The sequence below is a fragment of the Streptomyces shenzhenensis genome, from assembly GCF_021462265.1.
GTDB lineage: Bacteria > Actinomycetota > Actinomycetes > Streptomycetales > Streptomycetaceae > Streptomyces > Streptomyces shenzhenensis.
Genome location: NZ_JAJONF010000007.1, coordinates 221,998 through 238,203, shown reverse-complemented (window position 1 = coordinate 238,203; position 16,206 = coordinate 221,998). Strand labels below are relative to the sequence as shown.

Below are 16,206 nucleotides of genomic sequence, written 5' to 3'. Positions count from 1 at the left end.
CCCTAGACGCCCCGGGCCCCGTCCCGTGGAAGGATGGCGCAACCCACACATAACGAGGAGATGACCGCGTGCCTGGCACAAACCTGACTCGCGAAGAGGCGCGGCAGCGGGCAAAGCTGCTCACCGTTGACTCGTACGAGATCGATCTCGACCTCTCCGGCGCGCAGGAGGGCGGTACCTACCGGTCCGTGACCACGGTGCGCTTCGACGTCGCCGAATCCGGCGCCGCGTCCTTCATCGACCTGGTGGCCCCCGCGGTCCACGAGGTCACCCTGAACGGTGACGCCCTCGATCCCGCCGAGGTCTTCGCGGACTCCCGGATCGCGCTGCCCGGCCTGCCGGCGGGCCGCAACGTCCTCCGGGTGACCGCCGACTGCGCGTACACCAACACGGGTGAGGGTCTGCACCGGTTCGTCGACCCGGTCGACGAGCAGGCCTACCTCTACACCCAGTTCGAGGTGCCGGACGCCCGCCGGGTCTTCGCCTCCTTCGAGCAGCCGGACCTGAAGGCGACCTTCCAGTTCACCGTGAAGGCACCGAGCGGCTGGACGGTCGTCTCGAACTCGCCGACGCCCGAGCCCAAGGACGACACCTGGGTCTTCGAGCCGACGCCGCGCATCTCGTCGTACATCACCGCCCTGATCGCCGGCCCCTACCACTCCGTGCACAGCGTGTACGAGAAGGACGGCCAGAGCGTCCCGCTGGGCATCTACTGCCGGCCGTCCCTCGCGGAGTTCCTCGACTCGGACGCGATCTTCGAGGTGACCCGGCAGGGCTTCGAGTGGTTCCAGGAGAAGTTCGACTACGCGTACCCGTTCACCAAGTACGACCAGCTGTTCGTGCCCGAGTTCAACGCGGGCGCGATGGAGAACGCGGGCGCGGTGACCATCCGCGACCAGTACGTCTTCCGGTCCAAGGTGACGGACGCGGCGTACGAGACGCGCGCCGAGACCATCCTGCACGAGCTGGCCCACATGTGGTTCGGCGACCTGGTCACCATGGAGTGGTGGAACGACCTGTGGCTGAACGAGTCGTTCGCCACCTACACCTCCATCGCCTGCCAGGCGTACGCCCCCGGCTCGCGCTGGCCGCACTCGTGGACGACGTTCGCCAACCAGATGAAGACCTGGGCGTACCGGCAGGACCAGCTGCCCTCCACGCACCCGATCATGGCCGAGATCCGCGACCTGGACGACGTGCTCGTCAACTTCGACGGCATCACGTACGCCAAGGGAGCCTCGGTCCTCAAGCAGCTCGTCGCGTACGTCGGCATGGACGAGTTCTTCAAGGGCGTGCAGGCGTACTTCAAGCGGCACGCGTTCGGCAACACGCGCCTGTCCGACCTGCTGGGCGCCCTGGAGGAGACCTCCGGGCGCGACCTGAGCACCTGGTCGAAGAAGTGGCTGCAGACCGCCGGGATCAACATCCTGCGTCCGGAGGTGGAGACGGACGCCGACGGTGTCGTCACCTCCTTCGCCATCCGCCAGGAGGCCCCCGCGCTGCCGGCCGGCGCCAAGGGCGAGCCGGTCCTGCGCCCGCACCGGATCGCGGTCGGCCTGTACGACCTCGACGAGGCGACCGGCAAGCTGGTCCGCACCGACCGGCTCGAGCTGGACGTGGACGGCGAGCTGACGGCCGTACCGCAGCTGGCCGGCCGCCGCCGCCCGGCGGTGTTCCTGCTCAACGACGACGACCTGTCGTACGCCAAGGTCCGCCTGGACGAGGAGTCCCTGCGCTTCGTCACCGAGCACCTCGGCGACTTCGAGTCCTCGCTGCCCCGCGCGCTGTGCTGGGCGTCGGCCTGGGACATGACCCGGGACGCCGAACTCCCCACCCGCGCGTACCTGTCCCTCGTGCTGTCCGGCATCGGCAAGGAGTCCGACATCGGTGTCGTGCAGTCCCTGCACCGCCAGGTGAAGCTCGCCATCGAGCAGTACGCCGACCCGGCCACCCGTGAGGCCCTGCTCACCCGCTGGACCGACGCCACGCTGGCCCACCTGCGGTCCGCCGCGCCGGCCAGCGACCACCAGCTGGCCTGGGCCCGCGCCTTCGCGGCCACCGCCCGCACCCCCGAGCAGCTGGACCTCCTGGAGAGCCTGCTGGAGGGCACCCACACCATCGAGGGCCTGGCCGTCGACACCGAGCTGCGCTGGGCGTTCGTGGAACGGCTGGCGGCGGTCGGCCGCTTCGACGAGGCGGAGATCGCGGGCGAGTACGAGCGGGACAGGACCGCCGCCGGCGAGCGTCACGCGGCCACCGCCCGCGCCGCCCGCCCGACCGAGGAGGCCAAGGCCGAGGCGTGGGCGTCGGTCATCGACTCCGACAAGCTGCCCAACGCGGTGCAGGAGGCGGTGATCGGCGGCTTCGTCCAGACCGACCAGCGCGAGCTGCTGGCGCCGTACACCGACCGGTACTTCGAGATCCTGAAGTCGGTGTGGGACTCCCGCTCGCACGAGATCGCCCAGCAGATCGCGGTCGGCCTCTACCCGTCCCTCCAGGTCTCCCGGGAGACCCTCGCCAAGACGGACGCCTGGCTGGCCTCGGCCCAGCCCAACGCGGCCCTGGCCCGGCTCGTCTCGGAGTCCCGCGCGGGCGTCGAGCGCGCCCTGCGGGCCCAGGCGGCGGACGCGGCCGCCCAGTAGGCAGCAGCGGCCGGCCGGCCGGCCATCAGACGGTACGGCGGCGGGGCGCCCGGTGTGACGGACACCGGGCGCCCCGCCTCCTTCGCGCAGTGCCCATCCCCCAGGACGAGCCGAGTGCCCGGGACGGCGCCTGGCACAGCGCCGTCCCCGCGACGGCACGGGACGGCCGCGCCACCCTCGACACCAGGGCCACGGACTGCACCCTCGCCTGAACCGGTCACCCGAGGTGGGTGGCCAGCGCCTGCTCGATGCCGGGCGCCTGGGCGTCCTCGGCCGCCCAGGCCACGTAGCCGTCGGGGCGCACCAGGAGGGCCGTACGCCGGTCGCTTCGCCAGTGCGCCACGGCCAGCCGGTCGCCGTACCGCGCCGCCGTGCCCGTGCCGTACGGGCCGGCGGCGGGGGTGACCAGGACGAACCGGCCGCCGCGCAGGGCCTCGTACAGGCGGCCGCCGTCGGCCGCGGCGCCGCCCGGCGCGCCGGGCGAGGGCGAGACGTCGGGCGAGACGTCGGCCAGTGTGAGGTCGGGGACCCTGGTGCCGACGAGGCGGTGGGCGCCCCGCGGTGCGGGGTAGTGGTAGCCGACGCCGGTGACCTGGGCCATGATCCCGCGGCGGACCGGGCCGACGTGGCCGAGCGCGCGGATCAGTACGTTGCGCACGGCCAGCATGGGGCCCTTGGCCATCGCGAGGCGGACGATGGCACCGCTGCTGCGCAGGACCGACCTGCCGACCGGGTGCCGTTCGCTGTGGTAGGTGTCGAGCAGGGCGGGGTCCGCGTGGCCGTGCAGCACGGCGGCGAGCTTCCAGCTCAGGTTGGCCGCGTCCTGCAGGCCGGTGTTCATGCCCTGGCCGCCGGCCGGGGTGTGCACGTGCGCCGCGTCACCGGCCAGGAAGACCCGGCCGACCCGGTAGCTGGGCACCTGCCGCTCGTCGCTGTGGAAGCGGGACATCCAGCGGGCGTCGTGCATCCCGTAGTCCTTGCCCAGCGCCAGCCGGGTGATCTCCCTGACCTCGTCGAGGCCGACCGGCTCGTGGTCGGGGACGTCGCGGCCGCGGTGCCAGCAGATGACCCGGTGGTAGCCGTCGCCGAAGGGCGCCAGGAACGCGAACGCGTCGCCGACCGCGGCGGCCGTCAGCAGCGCCTCGGGCTTCTCGGCGAGCAGTACGTCGGCGAGGACGACCGACCGGATCGCCGACCTGCCCGGGAACGGCAGCCCGACCGCCTCCCGCACCACGCTGCGCATGCCGTCGGTGCCGACCACGTACGCGGCGCGCAGGCTCTCGGCACCCTTGACGTGCACGGTGACCCCGGCCGTGTCCTGGGTCAGGCCGGTCACCTCGCACTCGTTGCGGAAGTCGACGCCCGCCTCGGCCGCCCGGCGCTCCAGCACCTTCTCGACCTCGTACTGCGGCAGTACGAGGACGTGCCGGAAGCGGGAGGGCAGGGTGCCGAGGTCGAGGCTGAGCCCGTTGAAGAGGTTGAGGCGGCCGAGGGGCCGGCCGACGGCTTCCAGCTGGTCGGCGAGGCCCCGGGCGTCGAGCTGCTCCAGGGCACGGGCGTGCAGGACGAAGGCCCGGGAGAGGTTGCTGATCTTGTGGGGGCGCTTTTCGAGGAGGGTGACCGGGATGCCGGCGGCGGCCAGGTCACCGGCGAGGAGCAGGCCGGTGGGGCCGGAGCCCACGACGATCACACGGGCGGTTTCGGGGGCGGCGCCGGAAGGGGAGCCGGGGGTGCCGGTCGTGCCGTTCATGGGGGCCTCCTGGATGCCTGTGCCATGTTTGCCAACAGTTGTTTACCAACAGTTGTTTGCCAACGCTTGTTGACCCACGATTGTTGACCAACGCTCGTTGGCCAACAACTGTTGACCACCCTAGGCCGGGCTCATTTCACAGTCAACACTTGTTGGCCCACGCTTGTTGGCCCACGTTCGTTGGCCTACGCTCGTTGGCATGACCGGCACCCCCAGTAGAAGCACAGAGTCCGCGAACGGCCCGGCGGCTCGCCGCTCGGACGCCAGCCGCTCCGCCATCCTGGCCGCCGCCCGCGAGCGCTTCGCCGCCGACGGCTTCGAGCGCGCCACCATCCGGGCCATCGCCAAGGACGCCCGTATCGACCCCTCGATGGTCATGCGCTACTTCGGCAGCAAGGACGGCCTCTTCGCGGCCGCCGTCACGCTGGACCTGCGGATGCCCGATGTGTCCCAGGTGCCGCGGGGCGAGGTCGGGCAGGCGCTGACGGGCCACTTCCTCGACATCTGGGAGGCGAACGAAGAGCTCACCGCGATGCTGCGGGTCGCCGTCACCAACAAGGCGGGAGCGGAGCGCCTGCAGGGCATCTTCCAGGAGCAGGTGGTCCCGGTGGCGCAGCGGGTGTGCCCGGACCCGGAGCAGGTGGCGACGCGGGCGGGGCTGTGCGCGGCGCAGCTGATGGGGTTCGCCCTGACCCGTTACGTGCTGCGGCTGCCGCCGGTGGTGGCGCTGGCGCGCGCCGAGATCGTGGCGTGGCTCGGGCCGACCGTGCAGCGGTACCTGACCGCGCCGGTCCCCTGAGCGACGCGGTGTCCGACCGCGCCGGTCCTCTGGGCGACACGCCGAGGGCGCCGGTCGGCTCCCGTACGTGCGGCACGTACGGAGACCGGCCGGCGCCCTCGGTGGAGCGGGAGGCCCAGGTCCTACGCCTTGGCCTTCGGCTTGGTGACCCGGACCTTGGACCTGTCCAGCACCATCACGAGGCCGGCGATGACCGCGAACAGCACGAGCGGGATCAGGACGTAGAGGCCCAGCGTCTGGACGACGCTCAGGCCCTTGCCGGGGTCGTCACCGTCGTCACGCGCGAGCGCGAGGGCGGGCGACGACATGAGCAGCATCATCAGCGTCGTACCGGCAGCCAGGGCGCCGGCGCGCAGGGCGTTCTTCTTGTCCACGAAGCCAAAGTTAGCGGGCCGGCCTGGAGGGCGCGCGTCCGGGGTGCCCGTAAGCCGCCATCACCCCTCAGCCGGGAGGATTCCCGGAAAAAGGTGACGTGAACTGTCACCTTTGGCGGGCACCGTGGTGCCATGGACCAGGACACCTGCAACCAGGACCTCAGCGACCGAGACGCCGGCAAGCAAGACGTCGGCAAGCAAGACGTCAGCAACCAAGACCCCGGCACCGAGAGCACCGGCTCCCCGGACACCGGCACGCGGCTGGCCGGCCGGATCGTGCTGGTCGCCGGGGCCACCCGCGGCGCCGGACGGGCCCTCGCCGTCGAACTCGGCCGGGCCGGCGCCACCGTCTACGTCACCGGCCGCACCACCCGCGAGCACGCGAGCGAGGTCGGCCGGACCACCGAGACCATCGAGGAGACCGCGGAGCTGGTCACCGCGGCCGGCGGCACCGGCATCGCCGTCCCCACCGACCATCTGGACCCCGACCGGGTCCGGGTCCTCGTCGAGCGGATCGGCCGGGAACAGGGGCGGCTCGACATCCTCGTCAACGACCTCTGGGGCGGCGAGCACCTGCTCGTCGGCTCCGTCTTCGGCAAGAAGAGCTGGGAGACCCCGCTCGCCGACGGCCTGCGCATCCTGGACCTCGGGGTGCGCTCGCACGTGATCACCGCGGCACTCGCCCTCCCGCTCCTGGTCCGCTCGGACGCGCCGCTGCACGTGGAGGTCACCGACGGCACGGCGGTCTTCAACCGCCGCTACCGCGAGAACCTCTACTACGACCTCGCGAAGACCGCCCCGATCCGCATCGCGTTCGGGCTGGGCCAGGAGCTGGCGGAGTACGGCGGCACGGCGGTCGCCGTCACGCCGGGCTACCTGCGCTCGGAGCAGATGCTCAGCCATTTCGGCGTGCGAGAGGAGAACTGGCGGGACGCCGTCGCCCGGGAACCGGACTTCGCCGTCGCCGAGTCGCCGTACTACCTCGCCCGCGCGGTCGCCGCGCTCGCCGCCGACCCGGACCGGGCCGCCCGCTGGAACGGCAGGTCCACCTCCAGCGCGGAGCTCGCCAGGGCCTACGGCGTACGGGACGTGGACGGCAGCCGGCCGGACGCGCTGGCGTACTTCGAGGAGGTCAGGTTCGGCGGGAAGAACGGCTCGCCGGACGACTACCGCTGATCCTCCGGCGCCGCGTCGTACAGCGCGGCCAGGGCCCGCGCGTGCTCGCGGAAGCGGGCGCGCAGGCCCGCCGGGGCCAGCACCTCGACGTCCGCGCCCAGGGCGGTCAGCTGGCCGAAGGCGATGTCCTCCGACTCCACCGGCAGGTCGAGCGTGACCCGCCCCGCGGCGTCCGGCACGGCCGCCGCCGCGGACACCAGTGCCCCGGCCGCCCCCGCCGGGTCCGTCACGGAGGGCAGGCGCCGCAGGCCGCGCCCGGTCAGCCGCACGGTGACGGTCGTGCGCAGCAGCGCCCGGGCGAACCCGGCGGCCTGGGCCTGCCAGTGCGCGGCCAGGTCGAAGGACGGGTCGCGGACGAAGGGGTCACCGGCGGGCGCGGGCGACAGGGCCGTGACGCGGTCGACGCGGTAGGTGCGCCAGACAGCGTCCCGGCCCGTCGTCCGGCCGGCCGGTATCCGGCCCACGACGTACCAGACGCCTGCCTTCAGAACGAGTCCGTACGGCTCCAGCAGGCGGGTCACCGTGCGGGGCGGCGCGCCGTCGCGGCCCGGCCGCGCGTAGTCCAGCTCGACGGTGCGGTCGGACCAGACGGCGCGGGCCAGCTCCGGGAGCAGTTCCGGGGCCGACGGTTCGCGGAACCAGGCCGGGGCGTCCAGGTGGAAGCGGCGCACCGACGACTCGGCGGCCGCGCGCAGCGAGGGCAGCAGGGTGGCCGACAGCTTCAGCCGGGCCGTGTCGGCCGCGTCGGACAGTCCCAGGTCGCGCAGGGCCGTGGGCAGACCGGAGAGGTAGAGCGTCTCCGCCTCGGTGGGGTGGAGCGTGGTGAGCCGGGTCCGGTGGCCCGGCGCCAGCCGGTAGCCGCCCGCCCGGCCGCGCTCGGCCCGGAGGGGGACGCCCGCCTCCTGGAGGGCCTGGGCGTCGCGGATCACCGTGCGCCTGGAGACGTCCAGCTCGCGGGCGAGGGCGTCGGCGGTCATCCCTGGGCTCGACTGGACGAGAAGCGCCATGCGGATCAGACGGGCGGCACGCATGACTCAAGGATCCCGGACCGGCGCCCCGCCCCGGCCTCCGGCCACCTTTCCCGAGCTCACGGACCGGTCCGCGTCCACCCGGTCCGGGCCTGCCGGTCCAGGCCACCCGGTCCGGGCCTGCCGGTCCAGGCCACCCGATCCAGGCCTGCCGGTCCAGGCCTGCCGGTCCAGGCCACCCGATCCAGGCCTGCCGGTCCAGGCCACCCGATCCAGGCCTACCGGGTACAAGTCCGCCCGGTCCATGTCAACCCGTCCACGTCCACCCGATCCAGGCCTGCCCGGTCCGGCTCCGCCCGGTCCGCGTCCTCCCGTCCGCGGCGGGTGGTCACGGACCGGGCGGGGTCGTCAGGGCGTGGACGGGCTGTCCGTGTGCAGGGTCCGGAACAGCGCCCGTACCCGCTCCGAGGCCGTCAGCTCCTCCAGGGTCACCGGGCGGCCCTTCGTGTCGGCGACGGGGAGGCGCCAGTTCGGGTACTGGTCCCAGGTGCCGGGGAGGTTCTGGGGGCGGCGGTCGCCGACGGTGTCCGGGAGCCAGACGCCGATCATGCGGGCCGGGGTGCGCAGCAGGAAGCGGTGGACGGCACGGATCTCGGCCTCCTCGTCGCCGGACTCGGCCGCGGCGAGCAGGCCGAGCCGGGTCAGCAGGGCCAGCCACTCCGCGGTGTCGGCCGCCGCTTCGGCCCGTTCCGTCCCGAGCGGGCGGGTGAGCAGGCCGAGGCGGTCGCGGAGTTCGACGTGTTCGCCGGTGAGGCGCGCGGCGGTGGGCGGCAGGTCGTGGGTGGTGGCGGTGGCGAGGCAGTCGGCGCGCCAGCGGTCCGGGGGCAGGGGGCGGCCGTCGCCCGCCCAGTCCCGTTCGAACCAGAGCACGGACGTGCCGAGCACCCCGTGCCGCTGGAGCGTCTCGCGCACCCCCGGCTCCACCGTGCCCAGGTCCTCTCCGATCACCACCGCCCCGGCCCGGGTGGCCTCCAGGGCCAGCAGGGCCAGCATGGCCTCGGCGTCGTAGCGGACGTAGGTGCCCTCGGTGGGCGGGCTGCCCTGCGGCACCCACCAGAGCCGGAACAGGCCCATCACATGGTCGATGCGCAGGGCGCCGGCGTAGCGGAAGAGGGCGCGCAGGAGCTCCCGGAAGGGCGCGTGGCCGGAGGCGGCGAGGCGGTCGGGGCGCCAGGGCGGCAGCCCCCAGTCCTGGCCGCGGGCGTTGAAGGCGTCGGGCGGGGCGCCGACGGACATCCCGGCGGCGAAGTGGTCCTGCTGGGCCCAGGCGTCGGCGCCCGCGGGGTGCACGCCGACGGCGAGGTCGTGCACGATCCCGACCGGCATGCCGGCCTCGCGGGCGGCGTGCTGGGCCGCGGTGAGCTGGCTGACGGTGAGCCAGGCGAGGCGGGCGTGGAAGCCGACGCGGTCGGCCAGCTCGGCGCGGGCGCGGGCGGTCTCCGGCGAGCGGGGGTCGCGCAGGGCCTCGGGCCACCGGTGCCAGTCGGGGCCGTGCCGCTCGGCGAGCGCGTACCAGGTGGCGTGGTCGTCCAGGGCCTGCCCCTCCGCGGCGCGGAACGCGTCGTAGGCGGCCTGCCGGTCGGGGCCGAGCGGTGCGGCGGCCGCCGTGGCCAGCGCCTCGCGCTTCAGCTCCCACACCGCGTCCCGGTCGATGAGGGCGCCCTGGTCGAGGACGGCGGAGCGCAGCCGCCCGGCACGGTCCGTGACCGCAGGGACCGCGGTGTACTCGGGGACGGCCTCCGGCCGCAGGTGCACCGGGTCGGGGAACCGGCGGGAGGAGGGGCGGTAGGGGGAGGGGTCGGTCGGGGCTCCGGGTACGGCCGCGTGCAAGGGGTTGACCTGTACGAACCCCGCCCCGGCCGTGCGTCCGGCCCAGTCGGCCAGCTCGGCGAGGTCCCCGAGGTCGCCCATGCCCCAGGAGCGGCGGGACAGCAGCGAGTAGAGCTGGACGAGGATGCCGTACGAGCGGGTGGCGGGGGTGGGCAGCCGGTCGGGGGCGACGATCAGGTGGGCACGGGCGGTGCGGCCGTCGGGCGCGGCGGCGGTCAGCAGATGCACCCCGGGCGGCAGGTCCCGCACGTCCTCCCGGCTCTCCCCGTCCTCCGTCCGCACCTGAAGGCGGGTGCCGGCGGGCAGGCCGAGGGCGATCTCGCCGGTGCCCGCCCAGTGGACGACCGTCGGCGGCAGCAGCCGTCCGGCGAGCTCCCGCTCCCGGTCGGCGAGGGCGGCGCGGACGGCCTCCGGGCCGCTCGCGTCGACGCCCAGCGCGCCCAGCGCGGCGGTCACGGCCCCGGCGGAGGCGGCGACCGTACGGTCCGGGGCGGGGCTGTAGGAGGTGGCGACGCCGTGCAGCTCCGCGAGCCGGCACAGCCCCGGGTCCAGGGCTTCGTTCATCTACAACCCCGGCTCGCTGGTCAGCGGGACCGCGTCGGCCAGCGGCGGTTCACTGGTGAGGGGCTCGGCGTCGGGCAGCGGCGGCTCACTGGTCAGCGGGGCCTCGGCGCCCGCGCTCTCGGCGCCGGACACGTACAGGTGGGGCTCCACCTCGGTCCGCACCGGGGGTTTGAACTGGGCCGGGATCGGATGATGAACCGTTGCGGCCACGGCGGCCTCCTCGTCATGACGTCGGGTACGGCGGCGAATGCCGGGTCAGAGGAGCCCTACCCCGTCGTCGCGAGGGCACGCGTGACGGCCGGCCCCGCCCCGCGAACCGACCGCGTCCGGGTGATCGATAGAGACGGTGTGAGACTGTTCCGCCCCATGGGGGGCCACCGCGAGAACGACGACGCGGACGGGGACGCGGCACTGCTGCGTGCGGTCGCGGCCGGGGACGCCTCGGCGCTGGCCGTCCTCTACGACCGGCACGCGGGCTGGCTGCACGCCCGGCTGACCCGGCGCTGTGCCGACCCCGAGGTGGTGCGGGAGGTGCTCCAGGACACCTTCGTCACGGTGTGGCGGTCGGCGGCCGGGCACCGCGGGCAGGAGGCCGGCGGCTGGCTCTGGACGATCGCGGCCCGCCGCCTGGTGGACGCCGGCCGGGTCCAGGAGCGCGCGGCCCGCGCGCAGACCCTTCCCGCCCCGCCCGCCGTGGCGCCCTCGGCGGAGGACCGCGTCCTCACCGCCCTGGAGTACGGCGACGTCGGCACCGCCCTGGACCGTATCTCCCCGGAACTGCGCGAGGTGCTCCGGGCCACGGTCGTGGACGGCCTGACCACCCGGGAGACCGCCCGCCTGCTCGGCATACCCGAAGGCACGGTCAAGTCCCGCGCCGTCCGCGCGAGGGCCGAACTCCGCGCGGCCTTGTCCCGGTTGAACCCCTCACCGACGGGAGGCCCGGCATGACGACGGCCTGGCACGCCGCCGAGGACCTGGCCCTGCGCTACGCCGACGGCTCCCTGCCGGAAGCGGACGCCTGGTCCCTGGAGAAACACCTGGAGACCTGCACCGGCTGCGCGACCCGGGTATCGGCGGCGGTACGGGCGACAGCGGCGGGAGCGGAGCTGGCGGAGATACGGGGCTCGGTACTGACGGCGGCCACCACGCGCCCCGAAGAGGCGCGCGGCTCCGACCCGTGCGGCTCCGCCGCGCGGACACGGCCAGCCCCCACCGCACCGCGGCGGACCCCCCGCCTCGAACCCGCCCTCTGGGCCCTCGGCCCCGCCCTGCGAGGCACCTGGCTCCTCGCCCTGCTCTCCGTGACCATCGGCGCCCTCCTCCTCGATCACGCCGCGGGCTACGCCGCCACCCGCACCCTCCTCCTCACCATCGCCCCGGTCGTCCCGGTGTCCGGCGTCGCCCTCTCCTACGGCCCGCACGCCGACCCCCTGCACGAGATCACCGCGGCCACCCCTTCCGGCGGTCTCCGCCTCGCCCTCACCCGCACCGCCGCCGTCCTCGGCGTCAGCGTTCCCGCCCTGACCCTCACCGGCGCGGCCCTGCCCGCCTCGGGCGCCCCCGGCGCGGCCGCCTGGCTGCTGCCGGGGCTGGCGCTGACCCTGGGCTCCCTGACGCTCGCGTCATACGTCGGCTGCCGCACCGCGACCGCCGTGGTCGCCGGCGGCTGGCTGGCCGCCGTCCTCGTCCCGGCCGTCGCCGCCCCCGGCGGGCCGCTCACCACCCGGCTGGCCGGACGGCTGGCCACCTGTTTCGACGGCGTCCAGCCCGGCTGGGCCGCGGCCGCCGTCGTCTGCGCCGCGCTGCTGGCCGCCCGCCGCGGCGCCTACGACCATCTGGAGAACCGTTGAGCATACGAGTGACCGGTCTGCGCGTCCGGCACCGCGGGACCGTCGCCCTGGACTCTGTCGATCTCACGCTCGGCACCGGTGTGCACGGACTGCTGGGCCCCAACGGCGCCGGGAAGACCTCGCTGATCAGGGTGCTGGCGACCGTCGCCCGGCCGTCCGCCGGCCGGGTGGAGCTGCTCGGCCGGGACACCGCCGGGCGGCGCGCCCTCGGCGAGGTCCGCGCTCGACTCGGGTACCTGCCACAGGAGTTCGGCTACTACCCGGGGTTCACCGTCCGGGAGTTCGTGGCGTACGTGGCCTGGCTCAAGGAGCTGCCCGCGGCCGGGACCCCCGCCGCCGTCGAACGGGCGGTGGCCCGGGTGGGGCTGGCCGACCGCGCCGACGCGAAGGTCCGGACGCTGTCCGGCGGCATGGTCCGCCGGCTCGGTGTCGCGCAGGCGATCGTCAACGAACCCGACCTCCTGCTGCTCGACGAACCGACCGCCGGACTTGATCCCGAACAGCGCGTGGAGTTCCGGGAGTTGCTGCGCGAGTTGGGCGCCTCGACGACCGTGGTCGTCTCCACCCATCTGGTGGAGGACGTGGCGGCGGCCTGTACGGAGGTCACCCTCCTCGACGCGGGCCGGGTCGCCTACCGGGGCACACCCGGGGCGCTCGCCGCCCTCGGCGAGACCTCCGGCGGCCCCGGCGACCACCCCGTCGAACGCGGCTACACGGCGGCCCTGCGCGCCCACCGCGCGACGGAGGCGCCGCGATGAACGCCGTGACACAGACGAACGTCGTGACACAGACCCCGCTGGTGACCGAGGCCCGCCGGGGTTTCGCCCCCTGGGCCGGGCTCACCGTGCTGCTGACGCTCGGGGTGCTGCTCGCCGCGTCGGCCGACCGGTGGCAGGGCGGCTGGGCGGAGACGGCCGCCGAGCTGCACAACGCCGTGCTGATCACGGTCCCGGCGGCCGCGGCGGCGGGCTGCTGGCAGGGCGGGCGGGAGCGGCGGCGCCGTACGGAGGAGCTGTGGGCGACGGTTCCACGCCCGCCGTTGGCCCGTTTCCTGGTGGCCGCGCTGCCGACGGCCCTGTGGGTGGCCGCCGGGTACGCGGTCGCGGCGGGACTGGCGCTGCTCGCGACCTGGCCGTACGCCCTGGGGGACGGCCCACGTCCGGCGCTGGTGCCGACGGACGCGTGCGTGTCGGGGGCCGCGGTGCTCGCCGGCCATGCGGTGGGGCGGCTGGTGCCCGCGCGGCTCACGGCTCCGCTGCTGGCGATGGCCGGGTACGTGGGGCTGGGGGTGACGGCGGCCGCGCACGAGGGGGCCGGGCGGTATCTCAACCCGGCGTTCCCGGTCATGGAGAGCTGGGTGCCGGTGTGGTGGCAGCCGATGGCGATGGCGGTGTGGGCCGGGGGCCTGGCGGGAGCGGCCGTCCTGGCGTACGCGGCCCGGCGCCGGTGGACGGCCCTGCTGCCGCTGGCCGCCGCGACCGCCGCGGGCGCCCTCCTCGCGCAGACCGGGGACGGGCTGTGGCACACCGACCCGCTGACCCGGCGGCAGGTGTGCGACACGTCCGTCGCCCCGGCCGTGTGCGTCAACGCCCGGTACGCGGGTGCGCTCCCGCAGATCACCGATGCGCTGTCGGGTGTCACGGGCAGGCTGAAGGGCGTACGGAACCTGCCCGTGCGCTGGGAGGACCGCGACGGCGGCCCGCGCGACGACGAGGCGGAGCTGCCGTCGCTGACGCCGCTCGGCTGGTCGTTCGTGCGGGGGCGGCTGACCGATACCGGGGAGTTCGCGCGGGAGGCCGTGGGGACGCTGGTGCTGCGGGGTGACTGTCCGGACGACCGGCTGGGCGCCCGTTTCGAGCGGGCCGACGACGCCGTCGAGAACTACCTTGCGCCCCTCCCTTCCCGGCGGTACTTCGACGACCTGGACTCCCAGGGCGATGCGAGGCGCCGGGCCGCCCTGGCCGGGCGCCGCGCGGCCCGGGCCCGCCTGGCGGCCATGGGCGAACAGGAGCGCCGCGACTGGCTGTCGGCGTACTTCGCGGCCCGGGCCGCGTGCGACCCGAGCGGGGTGCCGGCCCTGTGACGTCCAACGGCCACCTGCTCCACGCCCGCTCCCGCGGCCTCCCCGCCTCCCTGGCCGCGCTCGCCGGTACGACCGGCTTCGCCGTCTGGGCGGCGGCCCGCCTGGACGGCTTTCTGGACCCCGACCGCCGCGTCCCCGTCGTCGCCCTGGCCCCGCTGCTGGCGGCCGCGGTGATCGGGGTGAGCCTGCGCTCGCCCTCCGAGGAACTGGACGGTACGGCCGTACGGCCGTGGTGGCCGCGGCGGCTGACCCAGCTCGCCGGGCTGACCGCGCTGTCGGCGGCGCTGCTGCCGCTGGCGGTGCTGGGGCATCCGGAGGTCTTCGGACCACCGGCCATGATCCGCAACACCCTGGGCTGTACGGGTGTCACGGCAGCGGCGGCCGTGCTGCTCGGCGCCCGCCTGAGCTGGCTCCCGGCCTTCGGTTACGTCAGTGCCGTCTATCTGGGCTCGGCGGGGGCGCACTCGGGCGCGGCGACGGTGTGGGCGTGGCCCATGCAGCCGGGGACACAACCGGGCGCGTGGGCCGCTGCCCTGGGGGCCTTCACGGTGGGCGGCGCGCTGTACGCCGTGCGCGGCGCGCGTCCTGAGGGCCCGCGCGGCGGCGGCTGACCGGACCTCACCCTGTGCGGTACGGATCCGCTCGCGCCCGGAGGGGGACGGCGGGTCAGGTCCTGCGGGCCGGGCGGGACAGGCGGATCGCCGAGACGAGGAAGAAGATCCCGCCGAGCGTGGCATAGCCGGCGAGGGCGGTCAGCGAGGGGTCGTCCTGGGTGGCGCTTCGGATGAAGGACGCGCCGGCGAGGACGGAGATGCCGCCGCTGAGGATCATGGGCCACTGGCCGCCCATCGGCCGGCGGGCGACGCCCACGAGGAGCTGGACGAGGCCGGAGACGACCGCCCACGCGCCCCAGACACGCAGCACGTCGGCGACGCCCGAGGTGCCGGCGACCGCGACGCCGACGGCGGCGAACACGCTGACGGCCATGTTGGCGTACAGGCCCTTGAGCGGCCCGGCGGCGCGCGCCGACCTGGCGTCGACGACGGCCGCGGCCACGTCGAAGGCGGGATAGAGGAACAGCAGCAGCCTGGCCCCGGCGGTGAGCCCGGAGCCGGACAACAGCAGGAGCGCGGCCCACGCGACGGCGAAGACGAAGCGGGTGACGTACAGCCGGCGCAGGGCGGGCGTGGCGGCGACGGACTCGGTGGAGGCGGTGGATGCCATGGGTTCTCCAGTGACTACGGGCAGGGACACGGATGGGGAGATCGGCGAGGGAAGACGAGAGAGAACGTTCTCTCTCCTTTCTGGCCCGACCCTGGCACACCTTCTCCACGAAGACAAGAGAGAGCGTTCTACCCGCTACCATGGGTGACATGACGAAGACGGAAGCCGGGACGGGCACCGGCAGGCGGGTCTCCGAGGCCCGGGAACGCCTCCTGAGGACCGCCGGGCGGCTCTTCTACGCGGAGGGCATCCACAAGGTGGGCGTCGACCGCCTGGTCGCCGAGGCGAAGGTCACCAACGCCACCTTCTACCGCCACTTCCGCAGCAAGGAAGACCTCGCCGTCGCCTACCTCGGCAGCGTCGACCAGGCGATCCGTACCCAGATCGGCTCCCTGACGGCCATGGACACGCCGCCCGACGGCATCCTGCGGGGCATTGGCGCGTCCCTGGTCGAGCAGATCCGCTCCCCCGGTTACCGCGGCTGCGCCTTCCTCAACGCGGCGGCGGAGTTCCCCGACCCCGGCCACCCGGTCCACCGTGCCGTCGTGCAGCACCGCGCATGGTTCCTGCGGACGATCACCGGACTGTTCGCCGAGATCTCGGCCACCCAGGCCGAGCACGCCGGGCGGCACTTCGTCATGCTCCGCGACGGCGCGATGAGCGCCGGCTACCTGGGCGATCCCGTCCTGGCCGGCGAGACCCTGCTGCGCGGCATCGAGGGACTGCTGCGGATCCACACCGCCCGGGGGCTCGACGAGCAGGCCGCCCCCGCCCACGCGCCCGGCCAGGCCGCCCCTGCGGCCGCGACGGTCTCCGGCATCGAGTGCTCGCCGCCCGGCGCGTGACCGCGGTAGACGCCTGACCGACCGAGGTCACGCGCCGGGCG

At 74.6% G+C, this 16,206-nt stretch carries 16 protein-coding genes; 10 read left to right on the top strand and 6 right to left on the bottom strand.

All coding sequences use genetic code 11. The features are described 5' to 3' along the window. Positions 1–68 precede the first annotated feature (68 nt). A complete protein-coding gene (gene pepN, locus LQ326_RS13065) occupies positions 69–2,642 on the top strand; it encodes an aminopeptidase N (RefSeq protein ID WP_234535918.1) in 2,574 nt (857 codons plus the stop codon). 89 nt (positions 2,643–2,731) lie between these two features. Further along, positions 2,732–2,854 carry a hypothetical protein gene (locus LQ326_RS47835; RefSeq protein ID WP_268206968.1) on the top strand — a complete coding sequence of 41 codons (123 nt, stop codon included), beginning with the start codon at positions 2,732–2,734 and terminating at the stop codon, positions 2,852–2,854. Between the two features lie 5 nt (positions 2,855–2,859). Here LQ326_RS47835 and LQ326_RS13060 read toward each other — a convergent pair whose 3' ends face one another. Continuing rightward, positions 2,860–4,392: an FAD-dependent monooxygenase gene (locus tag LQ326_RS13060; protein ID WP_234535916.1), complete on the bottom strand. Its 1,533-nt coding sequence runs from the start codon at positions 4,390–4,392 to the stop codon at positions 2,860–2,862. Between the two features lie 199 nt (positions 4,393–4,591). Between LQ326_RS13060 and LQ326_RS13055 the strand changes: the two genes are divergently transcribed. Further along, positions 4,592–5,191, top strand: coding sequence for a TetR/AcrR family transcriptional regulator (locus LQ326_RS13055; RefSeq protein WP_234535914.1), 600 nt, complete (start codon positions 4,592–4,594; stop codon positions 5,189–5,191). 122 nt (positions 5,192–5,313) lie between these two features. On the opposite strand, the gene LQ326_RS13050 is transcribed toward LQ326_RS13055, so the two are convergent. Next, entirely contained in the window at positions 5,314–5,565 is a 252-nt protein-coding gene (locus LQ326_RS13050; RefSeq protein ID WP_234535912.1) for a hypothetical protein, read from the bottom strand. A 132-nt stretch (positions 5,566–5,697) separates the two neighbouring features. On the opposite strand from LQ326_RS13050, the gene LQ326_RS13045 reads away from it, so the two are divergent. Then, positions 5,698–6,741, top strand: a complete 1,044-nt coding sequence (locus tag LQ326_RS13045; RefSeq protein ID WP_234535910.1) for an SDR family oxidoreductase — start codon at positions 5,698–5,700, stop codon at positions 6,739–6,741. On the opposite strand, the gene LQ326_RS13040 is transcribed toward LQ326_RS13045, so the two are convergent. From LQ326_RS13040 to LQ326_RS13030, 3 genes are all read right to left on the bottom strand, one after another. Continuing rightward, the gene (locus LQ326_RS13040) at positions 6,732–7,772 is read right to left on the bottom strand and encodes a helix-turn-helix transcriptional regulator (protein ID WP_234535909.1); all 1,041 of its coding nucleotides are present in this window, start codon (positions 7,770–7,772) and stop codon (positions 6,732–6,734) included. The two genes, LQ326_RS13045 and LQ326_RS13040, sit on opposite strands and share 10 nt — an antisense overlap. Positions 7,773–8,117: 345 nt before the next feature. Then, positions 8,118–10,163, bottom strand: a complete 2,046-nt coding sequence (malQ, locus tag LQ326_RS13035; protein ID WP_234535907.1) for a 4-alpha-glucanotransferase — start codon at positions 10,161–10,163, stop codon at positions 8,118–8,120. After that, complete coding sequence (locus tag LQ326_RS13030; RefSeq protein ID WP_234535992.1) at positions 10,164–10,373, bottom strand: hypothetical protein; 210 nt, start codon at positions 10,371–10,373, stop codon at positions 10,164–10,166. 156 nt (positions 10,374–10,529) lie between these two features. Here LQ326_RS13030 and LQ326_RS13025 point away from each other — a divergent pair, with 156 nt between their 5' ends. The 5 genes from LQ326_RS13025 to LQ326_RS13005 are packed head-to-tail and all read left to right on the top strand — an operon-like array spanning position 10,530 to position 14,707. After that, entirely contained in the window at positions 10,530–11,111 is a 582-nt protein-coding gene (locus tag LQ326_RS13025) for an RNA polymerase sigma factor (RefSeq protein ID WP_234535905.1), read from the top strand. Beyond that, complete coding sequence (locus LQ326_RS13020; protein WP_234535903.1) at positions 11,108–12,013, top strand: zf-HC2 domain-containing protein; 906 nt, start codon at positions 11,108–11,110, stop codon at positions 12,011–12,013. The genes LQ326_RS13025 and LQ326_RS13020 overlap by 4 nt, the downstream gene beginning before the upstream one ends. Continuing rightward, on the top strand, positions 12,010–12,771 hold the full coding sequence (locus LQ326_RS13015; protein WP_234535901.1) for an ABC transporter ATP-binding protein: 762 nt from the start codon (positions 12,010–12,012) through the stop codon (positions 12,769–12,771). The genes LQ326_RS13020 and LQ326_RS13015 overlap by 4 nt, the downstream gene beginning before the upstream one ends. Next, positions 12,768–14,096 (top strand): hypothetical protein, encoded by a 1,329-nt coding sequence (locus tag LQ326_RS13010; protein ID WP_234535898.1) that lies wholly within the window; start codon positions 12,768–12,770, stop codon positions 14,094–14,096. The genes LQ326_RS13015 and LQ326_RS13010 overlap by 4 nt, the downstream gene beginning before the upstream one ends. Continuing rightward, on the top strand, positions 14,093–14,707 hold the full coding sequence (locus LQ326_RS13005) for a hypothetical protein (RefSeq protein ID WP_234535897.1): 615 nt from the start codon (positions 14,093–14,095) through the stop codon (positions 14,705–14,707). The genes LQ326_RS13010 and LQ326_RS13005 overlap by 4 nt, the downstream gene beginning before the upstream one ends. Positions 14,708–14,762: 55 nt before the next feature. On the opposite strand, the gene LQ326_RS13000 is transcribed toward LQ326_RS13005, so the two are convergent. Continuing rightward, positions 14,763–15,320, bottom strand: coding sequence for a hypothetical protein (locus LQ326_RS13000; protein WP_234535895.1), 558 nt, complete (start codon positions 15,318–15,320; stop codon positions 14,763–14,765). 140 nt (positions 15,321–15,460) lie between these two features. Here LQ326_RS13000 and LQ326_RS12995 point away from each other — a divergent pair, with 140 nt between their 5' ends. After that, positions 15,461–16,165, top strand: coding sequence for a TetR/AcrR family transcriptional regulator (locus tag LQ326_RS12995; RefSeq protein WP_234535893.1), 705 nt, complete (start codon positions 15,461–15,463; stop codon positions 16,163–16,165). The last annotated feature ends 41 nt before the right edge of the window (positions 16,166–16,206 follow it).